Origin of the sequence: Methylocystis sp. SC2, from assembly GCF_000304315.1 — a bacterium.
Classification (GTDB): Bacteria; Pseudomonadota; Alphaproteobacteria; order Rhizobiales; family Beijerinckiaceae; genus Methylocystis.
In genome coordinates, this window is sequence record NC_018485.1 from 1,452,764 (window position 1) to 1,468,077 (window position 15,314).

Sequence of the window (15,314 nt, forward strand, 5' to 3'; positions counted from 1 at the left end):
TAATTCAGGGTTGAAACTCATTGAGCAGGCGCACGCGTTGGCCCGCTCGCGGTCGACGCCGGTTTCCAGGGATCGGCAAAGCGGGGAGATGTCAGCAAAGTTTCGTCGGTGAGCGTTTTCAAAAAGGCGATCAGATCGCTCTTTTCTTGAGGCGACAGATCGATGGGCACGATCAGCGCGCTTTTGTTCGGATTGTACCGGCCGTCGCCCTTGAGAGGACCGCTCGTGACATTGCGTCCGCCGGCCGCGTAAATGTCGATCACGTCCTCGAGCGTCGCGGCGCTGCCGTCGTGCATATAGGGCGCGGTGACAGCGATATTGCGCAGGCTGGGAGCGCGAAACGCGCCCATCTCGGCGGGATTATGCGTGTTCTCGAAAACGCCGCGATTGGGCTCCGGATAAGCGCCCTTGCCATCGAGATCATAGAGGCCGGTGTTGTGAAACGGCGTCTCGATCTCGCGCGTTTTGGCGTGATAGAATTGATCGTCGAAATTCACGCTGCCATGGCAGTGATGGCATTCGGCCTTCTCGCCGAAGAAAAGATCCTTGCCGCGCGTCTCCTCAGGAGTGAGCGTCGCTTTGCCTTCAAGATAGAGATCATATTTCGAGGACGCCGAGACGACGCCGCGCTCAAAGGCGGAGATCGCCTTGATGACGTTGCCGAAGCTGATCGGATCCGCCTCGCCGGGAAAGGCGGCCGCAAAATCGTGGCGATAATCGGCGTCGCTGGCGAAGCGCGCGAGGATCTCTTTGCGGTTCTTGTCATTGACGCCCATCTCGATCGGCTCTTCGCCAAACAGCGGGCCTTCCATCTGCCTTTCGAGGGTCACCATCGCCGGATTCGCCCAGGTGAGCGTGGCGCGCCAGGCGGCGTTGGCGATGCTGGGCGAATTGCGCGGCGTATGCTGGCCCGTGGCGCCGACCGCGACCGGGCGGCCATCGGTGAACGCCAGGCGCTGCTCATGGCAGGAGGCGCAGCTCTCCTTGCCGTTTCCCGACAGACGCGGGTCATAGAAGAGCTTGCGCCCGAGCTGAAAGCGCGCCTCCGACATTGCGTTGTCCGCTGGAACCCGCGGCGGCGGCATGAACTCGGGCAAGGTCCAGCGCCACGATTCCGCGCTCGGGGCCGTGTCGCCTTGCGCGCCGCCCGCGATCAGAGTCGCGGCGAAGAGGAGGATGAGAGTTTCGCGCTTCATTTCGCCACCTCCGCGCGGAAAATCTTCGTCGACACGCCGGAGGACTGGCCGGCGTCATTGGCGTCGGGCGCGGTTTCCTTGAGCCGCAGCCCGAGATTTTCGAACATCGGCGTGCATTCCGGGTCGGCCGGACCGCTCATGCAGCCGGTCGAGAACCCCTGGTCTTTCCCAAGATCGATGCCGGCGAAGAGCGGCTTCAGATCGAGCACGACGCGCTGCCGCGCCGGATCGAAGGACGCGAGTTTCACGGGAACGCGATTTGGATTGGCGCAGGAGGTGATTTCGCCTTTCGTCGCGTCGCCGCGACAGCCCGTCGAGCCCAGATGCAGCATCCAGGTCGAGACGGTGATCGTCCCATCCGAGTTGACGCGCAGCGGCGCCGCCTTGGGCGCGTCGGCCATCGCCGGCGCGCCGCCGGATTTGTCGGCGGACTTGTCGCCTTGCGCGCCGGAGCCATTCGCTGCGTCCGCCGGGCTTTTCGGCTTGAGCGGCGGACGGGTCACGCCCCCCTCTGGATCAACTTCGATTTTTATGAATTTGCGGCCGGCCTGCCAATTCCACGTCATCGACTGAAGATCGAGCGGCGCGGGAGCGGTGGCGAAATTCGAGTGGTTGAGAATGACGTCCTTGCCGTCCTTGTCCTTGACGATGCTGGGAACGCCAATGACGAAGCTGAACCCTTTGTAGCGGCCGCGCGGCGCCGATCCCTTGATCGTCTCGTTGACGTCGGCGCTGCCGACGCATTTGCCGGTCTTGTTTTCGAAATCGAGCAGGGCAAGGTTGGCGTATTGCCAGTCGTTTTGTTCGAGTTCGATGGGAACCTCATGGCCGGCGGCGTCGATCAGAGCCGGCGCGGCGATGTAGAACCTGGCGTCGTGGAGCTGCGCCGGCTGTCCGCCGGTTCCGAGCCCGGGGATGTCGTGGCCGCATTCGACCGGCTGATCGCCCGCCGCAAGCGCGAAGCGTATCGCAACCGGCTGTCTTTCGCTCACGTCGGGTTTGTTGGCGGCATGCGCGACGCTCATCGCGGCAAGCCCGCCGATGGCGACGGCAAATCGGTTGAATGCGCTCATGATTATTCTCCTGTCGGCGACAAGCATTGAGATTTGTCTTGGCCGCGCACAGCCGGCGACGATCAGCCGGCGACGACCGGCGGCGCGTGTGAAAACACGCGCGGCGCACATCGAACGCGAGGGATTGGCGAGTGGGGTCGAGGACCCGGCGGCCGGCCGTTAGCGCGCTCTCTTAGGAGAGAAGCGACGGGGGTGCGCGAGAGAGCCTGTTTCTGGGCCACTGGGTGGTCGGCGGCGCGAGATCGCGCTCTTCCGGCCAAAGAGGAGGAGCCTCAGACAAGGGCGCCAGCACCAGAACGACGGCGGCCAGGAGAACCTTTGCGCCGAGGTCGTCGCTTCGGTCACTGAGAAAGCACGCCATGCAGTGCATGTGCTGAACGTGCGGATCCTTGCCGTCGCCATTGGCTTGGTCGGCGCAAAGCTCATTCGCCATCGCGACGGGAGAGCTTAGGAACGCGCTGAAATCGCCACCGTGGCGCCCGTGAGCGAAAATAAGACCCAAAGCTTGTTGAAACAGCAGACAAGCGACGGCGGCCGCCACAATCGGACGCATGAATCGCCGCATTTGTTGCTTGTCTTGCCGCATATGGAATTCTGAGTGCACAAGGATTAACTTGTCAACGAGAGTCATCGCCCAATTTTTGCAATATTTCGAACTGTTGCGCTGCAGCCACACTTGGTCTTTGCAATTGCGCTTTGTCTCTTAAATGACGGGCGCGAAGCGGCCATGCGCTCCGACATCGCCCCCAATGGCGGCGCGACCGACGGCGCAGCCGCGCTCGCACCGATCTTTTGTCCGTAATGAAGATCCTGCGGCGGCTCGACGCAGTGAAGCAGGCTTGCGGATGCTTGCCGTTTGTCAACGCGTCTTATCAGACCCTGATCGTTCCGCCATGCGCGCGTCGCATAAGGAGTTTCCGTATTGCCGCGCGCGAGTTTCGCGCCTATGATCCGCGCACCGTAGGCAATGGTTGGCGGCAATCCATGCTCGTTCGGCTCATTCTTTTCATCGCGATATTGCTGCAAGCCGCCGGCGTTTCGACTGTCGCCGCGCGCGCTCAATCTCACTCTCCGTCGTTTCGCGCCGTCGTCTGCCAAAGCGACGCGAGTCCCGCGGCGCCTCACGCGCCAGGCGACGCCGACGGCTCTTGCTCGGACTGCATCGCGTGCTGCAACGCTCAGCCGCAGATGCTCTGCGTCTATGATCAGGTCGCGCGCCTGGCCCTTCCAGCGGCGCGAATCAGCGTTCTCGCTCTCCCAATCCTTCCCATCTCCCGAACGCGATCGGCGACCCCGCCGGCGCGCGCCTCCCCCGTCTAAAGACTCGGCCGTACATCCGCGCGCGGAAGCAATGACGTCCGCGGATAGAAACCACGCATCGTCGACGCCCCTGGGGCCGCTCGGCGTGATGCGGCTTGGATAATCGGCGCGCTTGGAGACAAGCGGGGAGGCGCTGATGCAGAAATCCCATGAGACGATCGACCGACTGTTTAGAAGCCATCATCGCGATCTGATAACGCGGGCGCGACGCGTAATCGGCTCGGGAGACGCGGAAGACCTTGTCCAGGAAGCCTATCTCAAAATGCTGGAAAGCGACCGTGGCGAACTGATTTCAAATGCGCGCGGCTATGCGTCGAAGATGACGTGCACGCTCGCGATCGACAATCTACGAAGACAAAGAACGCACGCTCGAGCTCTTGCCGAAGACGGCGCATGGTTCCAGTCGCCCGCCCGAGACGCGCAAATCACCTCGGCCCTCGACGCATTCGGCCTGGCGCGGGACGTTCAAGCAGCCCTGGCGCGGCTGCCGCGATGCTGTCGTCAGATATTCCTGATGAGCCGGATTCTGGGCTTCAGCCATTCGGAGATCGCGCAGGAGCTCGGCGTGTCCTTGAGGACGGTCAATCGCAGCCTGGGTCGAGCGCTCGAGCACTTCGATCGCGCTTTCGATATTCCGCGGCCGAGCGACCGGGTGGGCGCGCCGGCTCTCGAGGCGGCGGCTTCGCCGCGCGGGTTCTTGGCGGCGCCATCGGACGCGCCGGCGGCGGCCCGGGATGGGAGCGACATAAGAATCCCCTCGGCCCGAAAAAAATCTCGTCGCACGCTGTCCGATTTTTGCGGCCTTGCTCGTCATACCATTCGGGTCCCGCGTTCTGCGGAACCCGTCTGGACTTTCCAGACGAACTCAAAAGGGGAGGCCCCTATGACCATCCGTATCGCCAAGCGCATTACTCTTAACGTTATTGGCCGCGCCGGCGCCATGTGCGCGTCGACCTGCGCCGCCACGAACGGCTAAGGACGGTCAGTTTGCGCCGTCGGCCCCCGGCCCGCGGCGCAAGCGACGTCGGTCGCGCAAGACGAGGGCGACAATAAATGCGGCTTGGCTTCAATTTCACGCTCGGCGACACCTATGACATGGTTCAGAGGCTGCTCGCGGAAGGGCATATCGACTACTGCGAATTTCTGATCGACAATTTTTTCTGCGTCGATCCGGAGGAACTGTCCAAGGCGTTCGATTGTCCGATCGGCTTGCATATTATGTATTCAAAATTTCTGGAAGCCGATCGGCCGACGCTCGTCGATTTTGCGGCGCGGCTTCGAGACTACATCGATGTGCTGAATCCGATGTACGTCTCCGACCACATTCTGCGCTTCACTCATGAAGGGCGCGCTTTTTTTCACTTAGGCGAAATCGACTATTCCACCGAATATGAATCCGTCCGCGACAGGGTCGTCGCCTGGCAGGAAATCGTCGGACAGCGCATCCATTTTGAAAATTATCCCTCCATCATGGACGGGGGGAGAGAGGCGCCCGCCTTTTTCGAGCGCCTGATGAAAGAAACAGGCGCCGGCGTGCTGTTCGACGCATCCAACGCCGTCTGCTCCCATCGCAATTGCGGGACGCCGTTCGAAGACTGGCGCAACGTCATCGCCGAGGCCAAGCATTTCCATGTCGCGGGCTACAGGCATTCCCTGGTCGAGCCTTTCATCTCGCTGGACACGCACGCAGAGGCTCTGGCGCCGGACACGCTCGCCTTCTTAAGAGATTTCCGATCGGTCTTCGACAAGCCCGGCGCAACCATGACCTATGAGCGCGACGACCGGATCGAATTTGACGATGTCGTCGCCGATCTGAAGTTGTTGCGAGAGCTGTTCGGCCAACCGGAAGAAAGGCGTCATGATCTTGCTCTCTCTGCCTAGTCGGACTGATCGCGATCTCTACCCGGCGCTGATGTCGCCGGAACTGAACGCAAAATATCCAACGGACCACAAGGCCTTCGTGCGGATCGACGTGAGCCTGCGCATGTATTGGCACACGCTCTTCGACATCTGCCCCGAGCTGTTGGAGCTTTCCGGTCTCGACGGGATGTCGATCTTCCGGCCCTTCATGGCCTGGGCCGGAGAGAAGAAGCTCGCCTTTGACTGGTCCTATTATCTGTGGGTCTACGCTTGGCTGCGCCAATCGCCGTTTAAAGAGCGGTTGCTCGCCGACGACAAATATCTGCGGTCGGTCATGGCGGCGTCGGCCGCGCGTTGGGCGATCCTCGATCGCGGCAGAGATTGCGGAATCGTCATCGGATGCGCAGACACGACGAATCTTGTCATCGGCTGGAAATGCCGCAGCGTTCGTTTGGGACGCGAGATCGAACTCATCGAACCCGAGGAGCCGCTGCCGGCGCCTCCGGATATTTTTGGCTACTTTACGCTGCAGTCCTTCGAGCTTGACATATTTCCGGGGTGGCAGAGCCTGGCGCGATGACAAGCGCGCCGCTGTGGCGCGGATACTGGTTCCTGTTCGCCAGCACTTCCGTTGCCGCCTTCATTATGCAAATCGATCTCGCCATGGTCGCGAGACTGGGCGGCCGCGCGTCGGGAGCCTATGCGATTCTGATGCGCATCGCGCTGCTCGATGTCGCGGTCACCATCGCTTGCGCCGCCGTCGCGGCGATTGCGCTCGGCCGCGCGCAAAAGAATGGCGAGCCGATCGACGCGATCGAAAAGACCTGCGCGCTCGCCCTGGCGCTGGGCGCCGCGACGGCGGTTTTCGGCTTTTTCGCCTATCCGGTCCTGCTTGGCGCGCTGATGGGCGACGCCGCGGCCGCTCCTTTTATCGGGGCGCCGATCATTTGGCTCGTCGCCGGCACGCCTTTTCGCGTCGTGTCGAATACGCAAGGATTTTTATTGCACACGCTCGGACGCGGCGGCTCGGTGCTCACTTGGAAGCTCGCGGAAATTCCGGCGAAGGCGGCGGCCAACATTTTGTTCATGGAGTCGCTTGGATTCGGTTTCGCCGGCTGTTTTCTGGCGGGCTGCGTCGTTGCGGCCGCCTCGTCGCTCTGGCTGTGGACGCGGCTGGAAGCGCATGGCGCGCGTAGAATGCGCGTCCCGGAAATCGCATTCGTCCGCTCTTTTCTGAGCGGAACCTTTTGGGAAGCGTTGCGCGTGCTCGCCCCGCGGGCGGCGATGCTCTTCACGCTGGCCCTCTTTTCGCTCCCCTGGCAGAACGGCGCCAACGGCCAGCGTCTCGACTCCTTCGCCGCCGCCCAAACTTTCATGCTGTTCGTAATTGGTCCGCTGATTACGCTGACCCGCTTTATCGCCATCCGCCTTCCGGCGAAAGCTCACGGCGACTGGACGCCGGCGCTCGCGCCAATGGTGCGGCTCGGCGCGCCGATCACACTGGCCGCCGCAGCCATACTGCTGTTCGGGCGCGATTGGATCGGCGCAGCCTTTTACCGCCAACATGGAGCCTGGTGGTCCGTATTCGTCGCCTGCTTGGCGCTCTCCCTGCCAATCCGTTTCGTCGGCAGTATCGTCCGAGGACTGACGCTCGCGCAGAGCTCATTCGCAGAACTGACCTCTGTCGATGTGCTCGCGCAGTGGCTCATCGCGCCGCTGTTCATTTTATTTGGACTCGCCGTGAACCGTCCGGAGATCGCCTATCAATCTCTGATCTGGCCTGAAGCCCTCGCCGTTTTCTTGATCTGGCTTAACCTTCGATCCGCGCCCGAGGAGCCGGCTGGCGTCCCGTTGCGCTTGAAAGGACGTGTCCAATGAGCGTGGAACGAGTCCCTGTTCTCATTGTCGGCGCAGGCTATGCCGGGCTCTCCGCGGCGACGCTCCTCGCCTGGCGCGGCGTTCCTTGCATCCTCGTGGAGCGACGCGCGTCACCGTCGCGGCTGCCCAAAGCGCATGGGATCAACCGCCGCAGCATGGAAGTGCTGCGCGTCGTCCCCGGCTTGGAGGATGCGCTGTTCGCGGCAAGCCGCACCGGCGCAAACGATACGACGGTCATCATTGCGGAAACCGTTACGGGGCCGGCGATTGAGACGCTGGTGACCAAGATGTCGCTTGATGCGACTCGCGTGTCGCCGAGCAAGATATGCGCCGCGGGCCAGGATCGGGTCGAGCCCGTGCTGCTGCGCTTCGCTCGCGAGAACGGCGCCGATATCAGATTTTCCACGGCGTTGGCGCGCTTCTCCCAAGGCGAGGACGGCGTTGAAGCGATTGTGCGCGACGAGGCGTCGGGACGAGAAACCACCGTTTTCGCCGACTATATGATCGCCGCCGACGGCGCCGGCGGAACGATCCGCGACGCCGGCGGCGTGAAGATGGAAGGCCCGGGAGTGATCGCCGATGCGATGTCGGTGCTGTTCGAGGCCGATCTCGACGCCATCCTGCAGCGAGACGGGTTTGCTCTCTATTATTTCCGCAACACGGCGTTCAGCGGCGCCTTCGTCACTTGCGACGAGCCCAATCGCGGCCAGATCAACATAGAATATGATTCCTCCCGCGATCAGCCATCCGATTTCGACGAAGAACGATGCCGGGAACTGGTTCGACAATCTCTTGGCGTCCCTGATCTCGCGGTCAAGATTCTCGATGTTCGCCCTTGGCGGATGGCCGCGCTTCTTGCCGATCGCATGTCCTTTGGCCGGGTGTTTCTTGCCGGCGACTGCGCGCATATCGTGCCGCCGGTCGGCGGTTTGGGGGGACAAACCGCGATCCAGGACGCCGCGGACCTAGCTTGGAAACTGGCGCTTGTGGTGCGCGGCCATGCCGCTCCCACGCTGCTGGACACCTACCAGATTGAGCGCAGGCCCGTGGCGCGAATCGCGATCGCAAGAGCCTTCGCCAATTACGTCGAGCGTCTCCTGCCTGATCGTCAGGAACTGCGCATTCGGGAAGACGAATACGGTTTGCTCGAAACCGCGATGGGCTATCGGTATCGCTCGGACGCGATCATCTTCGATGAAGCGGACGACGGCGCCGCGGTTGACGATCCTCTTCGCCCGAGCGGCGCGCCCGGAACGCGTCTTCCGCATGTCTGGCTGCGGCGCGGCGCGGAGACGATCTCCTCTCATGATCTGATCGGACGCGATTTCATGCTCTTCGCCGGTCCGGACGGCGGCGACTGGATCGAGGCGGCGGAGCGCGTCGGCCTGCGTTCAGGCGCGCCGCTTGGCGTCTGCCGCCTCGGCTTCGACGCCGATGATCCCGAAGAGCTGTTGCTGCCGCGCCTGCGCGTTTCGCCCGAAGGCGCGCTGCTCGTGCGGCCAGACGGATTCATCTGCTGGCGTTCGCGAGGCCGAAGCCCCGAGGCTCTCGCGACCCTCGATGCGATTTTTGCGCGCGCGCGCGGTTTCGACGCGCGTCAATCCAGCGGCAGCCGCAAGGCTACGCTCGTCGACGCACCCTAGCCGCAACCTTGTCATCCTGCTCCAAAGCAAAATCTTCGCAAAGGAGAGTGGTCGAATGTCCATCCTTTCGCCGGAACTCCACGCGCCCTCCCGGCCGGAGCCGATTCCCGCAGTTGATCCGAAGCGGCTCGAAACGATCCAGACCCCCTACCAGGACTTCAACCGCCTGTCGCGGGCCAGCGGGATTTTGGAAGCCCTGCCCCTTCGGGCGAAGCGTCAATTCCGCTCCTATTACTTTTTCAATCCGCCAAAATGGCGGGTATGGGCGCGGACCCTCGGCTCCAGCCAACGCATGGCGCCGTCCTTCGCATCGATCGGCGCGGTGCGCTCCGGCACGTCGTTTCTCTCTTCCTATATTTTCCAGCATCCGCATGTCGTGCTGCCGCTGTCGAAGGAAATCTCCTTCACGGACACGATGCGCGAACTCATGGCGCATTTTCCGACGCTCGAAGCGCAAAGGGCGGCGGAGCGGCGCAACGGCGGCGCGATCACCGGCTACTGCACGCCGGTCATGCCCAATCCCCTCTGGATTTTTTTGGCCCGGTCGATGTTTCCAGACATGCGCATCATCTGCGTTCTGCGCGATCCGGTGGAGCGCGCCTTTTCGCACTGGCGATGGGATCAGAAGCGCTTTATCAGCCGCAAATCGCAGGACCCGCATTGGAAGGGCTTTCCGGATTTCGAAACCTTGATCGAGACCGAAATGGCGACGATACGGGGCGGCGGCATGGAGCCGCACGCGTTTTCGGGCGCGCGCGCCGGCTATCTGCGGCACAGCATCTACGCGCCCTTTCTGCGCCTGCTGTTCGAGAAATTCGGCAGAGACCGCGTTTTCATCGTCGACGCGGCGGCGTTTTTTCGAGATCCGCGATCGACCGCGAAGGAGATTTACGCCTTTCTTGGCCTTCCCAAAGTCGAGCCGCTCGTGATCGAGGAGCAAAATCCGGGTCCGCCCGGGAAGCTCGAGGACGGGCTTCGGGAGAATTTGGCCGCGTTTTTCCGGCCCTACAATGAAGAGCTCTACGCTCTTCTAGACAAGGACTTCGGCTGGGGCGCCGCCCGATAGAGGCCACGTCCCGCGGCAGACCTCTCCTTGCTCCTGTCCCAGCCCGCCAACGGGTGGGCTTCACGGGACGGCGTTCCGGCAATATATGGAGGACGCCGAATTTCCGCCGGTTCGAGGTAAGGATGAACGCCCACGCCAGGACGCCCGCGCCTATCGCGCCGGCGCCGCTTGTCGACCCCTTCGGGCGGACGATTTCCTATCTGCGCGTCTCCGTCACCGATCGATGCGATTTTCGCTGCGTCTATTGCATGTCGGAACATATGCAGTTCCTGCCCCGCCGCGACCTGCTGACGCTCGAGGAGCTCGACAGGCTGTGCTCCGCTTTCGTCGCGCGCGGAACCAAAAGGCTGCGCATCACCGGCGGCGAGCCGCTGGTGCGCCATGACGTGATGAAGCTGTTTCGCGCCCTCTCGCGCCACCTCGACACGGGCGCGCTGGAGGAGCTGACGCTGACGACCAACGGCTCGCAGCTTGCGCGTTTCGCGGCCGAACTCGCCGACTGCGGCGTGCGGCGCGTCAATGTCTCTCTCGACACGCTCGACCCGGACCGCTTCAGAGCCCTGACCCGCACCGGCGCGCATGCGCAGGTGCTGGCGGGAATCGCCGCCGCCCGCGCCGCCGGCCTCAAGGTGAAGCTCAACGCCGTGGCGCTGAAAGGCGTCAACGAGGACGAATTCGTCCCGCTCGTGCGCTTCGCCCACGACAGCGGGATGGACATGACCTTCATCGAAGTGATGCCGCTCGGCGAACTCGACGGGCCGGAACGCGCCGACCAATATCTGCCGATGCGGGAGGTGCGTGATCGGCTGAGCGAAGCCTTCACGCTCGACGAGATCGACTATCGCACCGGCGGGCCGGCGCGCTATATGCGGGCGCGCGAGACCGGCGGGCGTATCGGCTTCATCACGCCGCTCACCCATAATTTCTGCGAGAGCTGCAACCGCGTGCGCGTCACCTGCACCGGGACTCTTTATATGTGCCTCGGCCAGGAGGACGCGGCCGACCTTCGCGCGCCGCTGCGCGAAAGCGCCGACGACGCGCTGCTGCATGAGGCGATCGAGACGGCGATTCTGCGCAAGCCCAAGGGCCATGATTTCGTGATTGATCGAACCGCGCCGGCGCCCGCCGTCTCCCGCCACATGAGCATGACGGGCGGCTGATCCATGGAGTCCCCTTCCCTCGCCTTCATCGGCCTTGGCGTCATGGGCTATCCCATGGCCGGCCATCTTCATCGCGCCGGCCATAGAGTGCGGGTCTATAATCGCACCGCCGCCAAGGCGGAGAAGTTCGTGGCCGAGTTCCCCGGCGCCGAGGGATTCTCGACTCCAGCCGAAACTGCGAACGGCGCCGAATTCGTCTTTTCCTGCGTCGGCAATGACGACGATCTGCGCGCGGTGACGATCGACGACGGCGGCGCCTTCGCCGGCATGTCGGCGGGAGCGATCTTCGTCGACCATACGACGGCCTCGGCGGAGGTTGCGCGGGAGCTCCACGCCAGGGCGGCCGAGCGCGGGTTCGGCTTCATCGACGCGCCCATTTCCGGCGGTCAGGCCGGCGCCGAAAAGGGCGCCCTCACCGTCATGTGCGGCGGCGATCCGTCGAGCTTCGCCAAGGCGGAGCCGGTGATCGCCTGCTACGCGCGGGCGTGCCGGCTGATGGGGTCGCCGGGCGCCGGGCAGCTCACCAAGATGGTCAACCAGATCGCCATCGCCGGTCTCGTCCAGAGCCTGGCGGAGGCGCTGCATTTCGCCGGCGCCGCCGGCCTCGACGCAGAGAACGTCATCGATCTTTTGAAGAACGGCGCGGCGCAGTCCTGGCAGATGGAAAATCGGACGAAAACAATGGTCTCCGGCGAGTTCGACTTCGGCTTCGCCGTCGAATGGATGCGCAAGGACCTTGCGATCTGCCTCGCCGAAGCGCGGCGCAACGGCGCGCGATTGCCGGTCGCGGCCCTCGTCGACCAGTTCTACGCCGAAGTTGAAAAGATGGGCGGGCGACGCTGGGACACGTCGAGCCTCATCGCCCGTCTTGAGCGATAGCGCGGATTTAGGCCGAATCTTAAAATTTCGTAAAATTTATGACTGCGGCGGAACCATTAGCGGGGCCGCTGCGTTTCTCCCCGGCAAAAGAGGAAGCGTCCAGGTTCGCATCGTTCGAGTAGCGATCTGGGGAAATTCCCGATCACCCTGTGGGAGCCCTTAATGGCCGTTTCGCGCGAAAGCCCTTTCGCAAGCCGCACGTCGCGGATTGTTCTCGGATTCACAGTCGCCATTTGCGCGGTTGCTGCTGTCGCAGCTGCGCCTTCAGCGTCTGATTCGAAGATTCAGTCCTCCGCCACTGGCGTCCAAGCCGCCGTGAGCCTTAGCGATGTCGGCATGCGCCCGCTTGCGCGCGGACCGGCAATCCGAGTGGGGCGCGCCTACGGCGCGGAGGATGAAGATTGCACGCTCGTCATCACGCCGAAAACTGACGAGCGGGGTCGCGTCCGTTACATGCGTAGCGTCTCCTGCGCCAATTGACGCCGAGAGTCGCGCAACCGGATTAGGCCAAAGGGCTGGCCTTGGGCGAGGATCGTTCGGAAACGGACGTCTTCGCCTTTTTCTTTTCCGGTCGAATGATCCGCTCGTTCCTTGCGGGCCGAACGGGATGACGAGCGTTTCAGGCCGGTTCAGTCGCATGCCCGGCCAGTTCGAGAAGGCGCGGCGCCCCGACCGGCTCGTCCCTCAGCAGCGGCACGACGGCGTAGCGGCGCGCGTGGGTTGTCGCGACCTTTTCCATTTCCGCCAGCTCGTTCTCGGCGCGCTTGCGTAAGAGGGGCGAGCGCGGACGCGCCGCCGCGACGCTGTTATTGATCACCCACCCCCACGGCTCGATCCCGGCGCGCCGCAAATCCGCTTGCAGACTCGCCGCTTCAAGCACAGGCGTCGTTTCCGCCAAGGTGACAAGCAGGACCTTGGTCCGCTTCGGGTCCTGAAGCTGCATCATCGGCGTCGTGTAATGCGCGCCCTTGGCGTCCAGCATCCGCGCGACCTCGCGATGATAGGCGCCCGTCGCATCCAAGAGCAGCAGCGTGTGGCCGGTCGGCGCGGTGTCCATGACGACGAATTTCTCGCCCGCTTCCCGGATGATGCGCGAGAAGGCCTGAAAAACAGCGATTTCCTCCGTGCAGGGCGAGCGCAAATCCTCTTCGAGCAAGGCGCGCCCCTGCGCGTCGAGCGCTGCGCCTTTCGTCTTCAGCACCTCTTGCCGATAGCGGTCGGTTTCGGCGTGCGGATCGATGCGGCTCACGGTCAGATTGTCGAGCGAACCGTGCAGCGTTTCGGCAAGGTGTGCGGCAGGGTCGGAGGTGGTGAGATGGACGGGCAGGCCGCGATGCGCCAGTTCGACGGCGACCGCCGCCGCAAGCGTCGTCTTGCCGACGCCGCCCTTGCCCATCAGCATGACGAGGCCATGACCATCGGCGGCGACGCCATCCACCAGTTCCCATAGGCTGGGCGCGTGCAGTTCGACAGCTTCGCCGACTGCCGCGTCGATGTGCGGCGGCGGCGCAATGAGGAGTTGGCGCAGCGCATCGAGCCCGACGAGATTGAACGGCTTCAAAGGCACATAGTCGCAGGGCAAGGCTCGCAGCGCATCGGGCGTCGCCGCCAAAGCGGCCTGCTCGCGCGCGTAAAGGGCGGCGGCGAGCGCATCGAGCGCCGCCTCTTCCTTTGGCAGCAGACCATTCACGACGAGGAATTGTTGATGCAGGCCTATCGCCGCCAACTCCTCATGCGTGCGCGCGGCTTCGCGCAGCGCGGAGTTTTGCGCACGGGCGACGAGGATCAGGCGGGTGCGCTGACCGTCGGCCAAAGCGGCGACGGCGGCGCTGTATTGCGCGCGCTGCTTTTCCAGTCCGGCGAGCGGCCCGAGGCAGGAGGCGTCGCCTTTTCCCGCCTCAAGGAAGCCGCTCCACGCGACGGGAAGCTGCAACAGGCGGATGGTGTGGCCGGTCGGGGCCGTGTCGAAGACGACATGGTCGTATGCCGACATAATGGCCGTGTCCGTCAACAGCGCGGTGAACTCATCGAAGGCGGCGATTTCGGTGGTGCAGGCGCCCGAGAGTTGCTCCTCAATGCCTTTCACCACGGCCTCGGGCAGCTTGCCGCGCACGGGGCCGACGATGCGGTCGCGGTACGCTTGCGCGGCGGCCTGCGGGTCGATTTCCAGCGCGAACAGGTTCGGCACGGCGTCAATCGCCGTGATTTTATCGCCGACGCCGACCCCGAACGCCTGCCCGACATTCGAGGCCGGATCGGTGCTGACAAGCAGCACGCGGCGTCCGGCTTCCGCGAGCTCTATCGCCGTCGCGCAGGCGATCGAGGTTTTCCCAACGCCGCCTTTGCCGGTGAAGAAAAGGAAGCGCGGAGCCTGTTCAATAAATTTCATTTCGACCCTTCAGCAGCAGGAGGAGCCGCTACAACATGCGCCTGGTTTCGCTTCCTCGACCTCTTTGAGGCCCGCCCAGCGCGCAAGTTCCGAGCGGTTCGGATAGCGTCCGGCGAGCGCGATTTCGCCGTCAATGAGGATCAGCGGCAGAGCTTCCTGCCCCGAGCGTTCCAGGAAGCCCTTAACGCGCGCATTTTCAGCAAAGACCATGGGCTCCTGGGCGAGATTGAAGCGCTCGATCTGCGCGCCGTTCTGCTTGGCCCAATCAACGTCGGCGGCGAAGGTCACGAGCGCCTGATCGGTCTCGACGCCGCAGACGCCGGTGCTGCAACACAGGGCGGGATCAAAAACTTGAATGGTCGTCATGTTCGTCCTTTCAGGATTGAGCTTGAGCGGCTTTGCCGACGACGACATCGCCATCTTCCTTGGTGAATTCGCCAATGCCGGGATTGGGGAGAATGTCGAGCACGGTTTCCGAAGGACGGCACAGCCGCGCGCCCTTCGGCGTCACGACGATTGGACGGTTGATGAGGATCGGATGTTCGAGCATGAAGCCGATCAATTCCTCTTCCGTCCACTTTGGATCGCCGAGGCCCAGCGCGTCATAGGGCGCGCCCTTCTGGCGCAGCAGTTCGCGCGCTGAAATGCCCATCAGTTTGAGCAACTCGACCAGTCGCTCGCGCGTTGGCGGGTCTTTCAGATATTCGATGACCACCGGCTCTTCGCCGCTTTGGCGGATCATCGCCAGCGTATTGCGCGACGTGCCGCAGTCCGGGTTGTGATAGATGGTGATTGTCATCGCTCAGGTCTCCGCCCCATGTTACGCAAACGATCGATGAACGCCTTTCTT

Annotated in this window: 15 protein-coding genes; 8 read left to right on the forward strand and 7 right to left on the reverse strand. The window is 63.3% G+C overall.

Annotated elements, in window-relative coordinates:
• Positions 1-17 precede the first annotated feature (17 nt).
• The 4 genes from BN69_RS06965 to BN69_RS19410 all read right to left on the reverse strand — a co-directional run bounded on the left by BN69_RS06965 (position 18) and on the right by BN69_RS19410 (position 3,331).
• A complete protein-coding gene (locus BN69_RS06965) occupies positions 18-1,196 on the reverse strand; it encodes a methanobactin export MATE transporter MbnM (protein WP_014890866.1) in 1,179 nt (392 codons plus the stop codon).
• Positions 1,193-2,269 carry an MbnP family copper-binding protein gene (locus BN69_RS06970; protein ID WP_014890867.1) on the reverse strand — a complete coding sequence of 359 codons (1,077 nt, stop codon included), beginning with the start codon at positions 2,267-2,269 and terminating at the stop codon, positions 1,193-1,195. The genes BN69_RS06965 and BN69_RS06970 overlap by 4 nt, the downstream gene beginning before the upstream one ends.
• A 172-nt stretch (positions 2,270-2,441) precedes the next feature.
• Positions 2,442-2,900, reverse strand: a complete 459-nt coding sequence (locus tag BN69_RS06975) for a DUF2946 family protein (protein WP_014890868.1) — start codon at positions 2,898-2,900, stop codon at positions 2,442-2,444.
• Positions 2,897-3,331, reverse strand: a complete 435-nt coding sequence (locus BN69_RS19410; protein ID WP_158491298.1) for a hypothetical protein — start codon at positions 3,329-3,331, stop codon at positions 2,897-2,899. The genes BN69_RS06975 and BN69_RS19410 overlap by 4 nt, the downstream gene beginning before the upstream one ends.
• Positions 3,332-3,725: 394 nt before the next feature.
• Between BN69_RS19410 and BN69_RS06985 the strand changes: the two genes are divergently transcribed.
• The 8 genes from BN69_RS06985 (at position 3,726) to BN69_RS07020 (ending at position 12,075) form a co-directional block, all read left to right on the forward strand.
• Positions 3,726-4,565: a methanobactin precursor domain-containing sigma factor gene (locus BN69_RS06985; RefSeq protein WP_014890870.1), complete on the forward strand. Its 840-nt coding sequence runs from the start codon at positions 3,726-3,728 to the stop codon at positions 4,563-4,565.
• A gap of 77 nt (positions 4,566-4,642) precedes the next feature.
• Positions 4,643-5,470 (forward strand): methanobactin biosynthesis protein MbnB, encoded by an 828-nt coding sequence (gene mbnB, locus BN69_RS06990; RefSeq protein ID WP_014890871.1) that lies wholly within the window; start codon positions 4,643-4,645, stop codon positions 5,468-5,470.
• On the forward strand, positions 5,448-6,029 hold the full coding sequence (gene mbnC / locus BN69_RS06995; protein WP_148277055.1) for a methanobactin biosynthesis protein MbnC: 582 nt from the start codon (positions 5,448-5,450) through the stop codon (positions 6,027-6,029). The genes mbnB and mbnC overlap by 23 nt, the downstream gene beginning before the upstream one ends.
• Positions 6,026-7,327 carry a hypothetical protein gene (mbnM, locus tag BN69_RS07000; RefSeq protein ID WP_014890873.1) on the forward strand — a complete coding sequence of 434 codons (1,302 nt, stop codon included), beginning with the start codon at positions 6,026-6,028 and terminating at the stop codon, positions 7,325-7,327. Before mbnC ends, mbnM begins: the two co-directional genes overlap by 4 nt.
• On the forward strand, positions 7,324-8,970 hold the full coding sequence (gene mbnF, locus BN69_RS07005; RefSeq protein WP_014890874.1) for a methanobactin biosynthesis FAD monooxygenase MbnF: 1,647 nt from the start codon (positions 7,324-7,326) through the stop codon (positions 8,968-8,970). Before mbnM ends, mbnF begins: the two co-directional genes overlap by 4 nt.
• Before the next feature lie 55 nt (positions 8,971-9,025).
• A complete protein-coding gene (locus BN69_RS07010) occupies positions 9,026-10,036 on the forward strand; it encodes a sulfotransferase family protein (protein WP_014890875.1) in 1,011 nt (336 codons plus the stop codon).
• 122 nt (positions 10,037-10,158) lie between these two features.
• Positions 10,159-11,196, forward strand: a complete 1,038-nt coding sequence (gene moaA, locus BN69_RS07015) for a GTP 3',8-cyclase MoaA (protein ID WP_014890876.1) — start codon at positions 10,159-10,161, stop codon at positions 11,194-11,196.
• A 3-nt stretch (positions 11,197-11,199) separates the two neighbouring features.
• A complete protein-coding gene (locus BN69_RS07020; protein WP_014890877.1) occupies positions 11,200-12,075 on the forward strand; it encodes an NAD(P)-dependent oxidoreductase in 876 nt (291 codons plus the stop codon).
• Positions 12,076-12,694: 619 nt separating this feature from the next.
• Here BN69_RS07020 and arsA read toward each other — a convergent pair.
• From arsA to arsC, 3 genes are read right to left on the reverse strand one after another with little or no spacing between them, the layout of a single operon-like run.
• Entirely contained in the window at positions 12,695-14,464 is a 1,770-nt protein-coding gene (arsA, locus tag BN69_RS07030; protein WP_014890879.1) for an arsenical pump-driving ATPase, read from the reverse strand.
• A 9-nt stretch (positions 14,465-14,473) separates the two neighbouring features.
• Positions 14,474-14,830 carry an arsenite efflux transporter metallochaperone ArsD gene (gene arsD, locus BN69_RS07035; RefSeq protein WP_014890880.1) on the reverse strand — a complete coding sequence of 119 codons (357 nt, stop codon included), beginning with the start codon at positions 14,828-14,830 and terminating at the stop codon, positions 14,474-14,476.
• Between the two features lie 10 nt (positions 14,831-14,840).
• Positions 14,841-15,263 (reverse strand): arsenate reductase (glutaredoxin), encoded by a 423-nt coding sequence (arsC, locus tag BN69_RS07040; protein ID WP_014890881.1) that lies wholly within the window; start codon positions 15,261-15,263, stop codon positions 14,841-14,843.
• Positions 15,264-15,314: the final 51 nt, after the last annotated feature.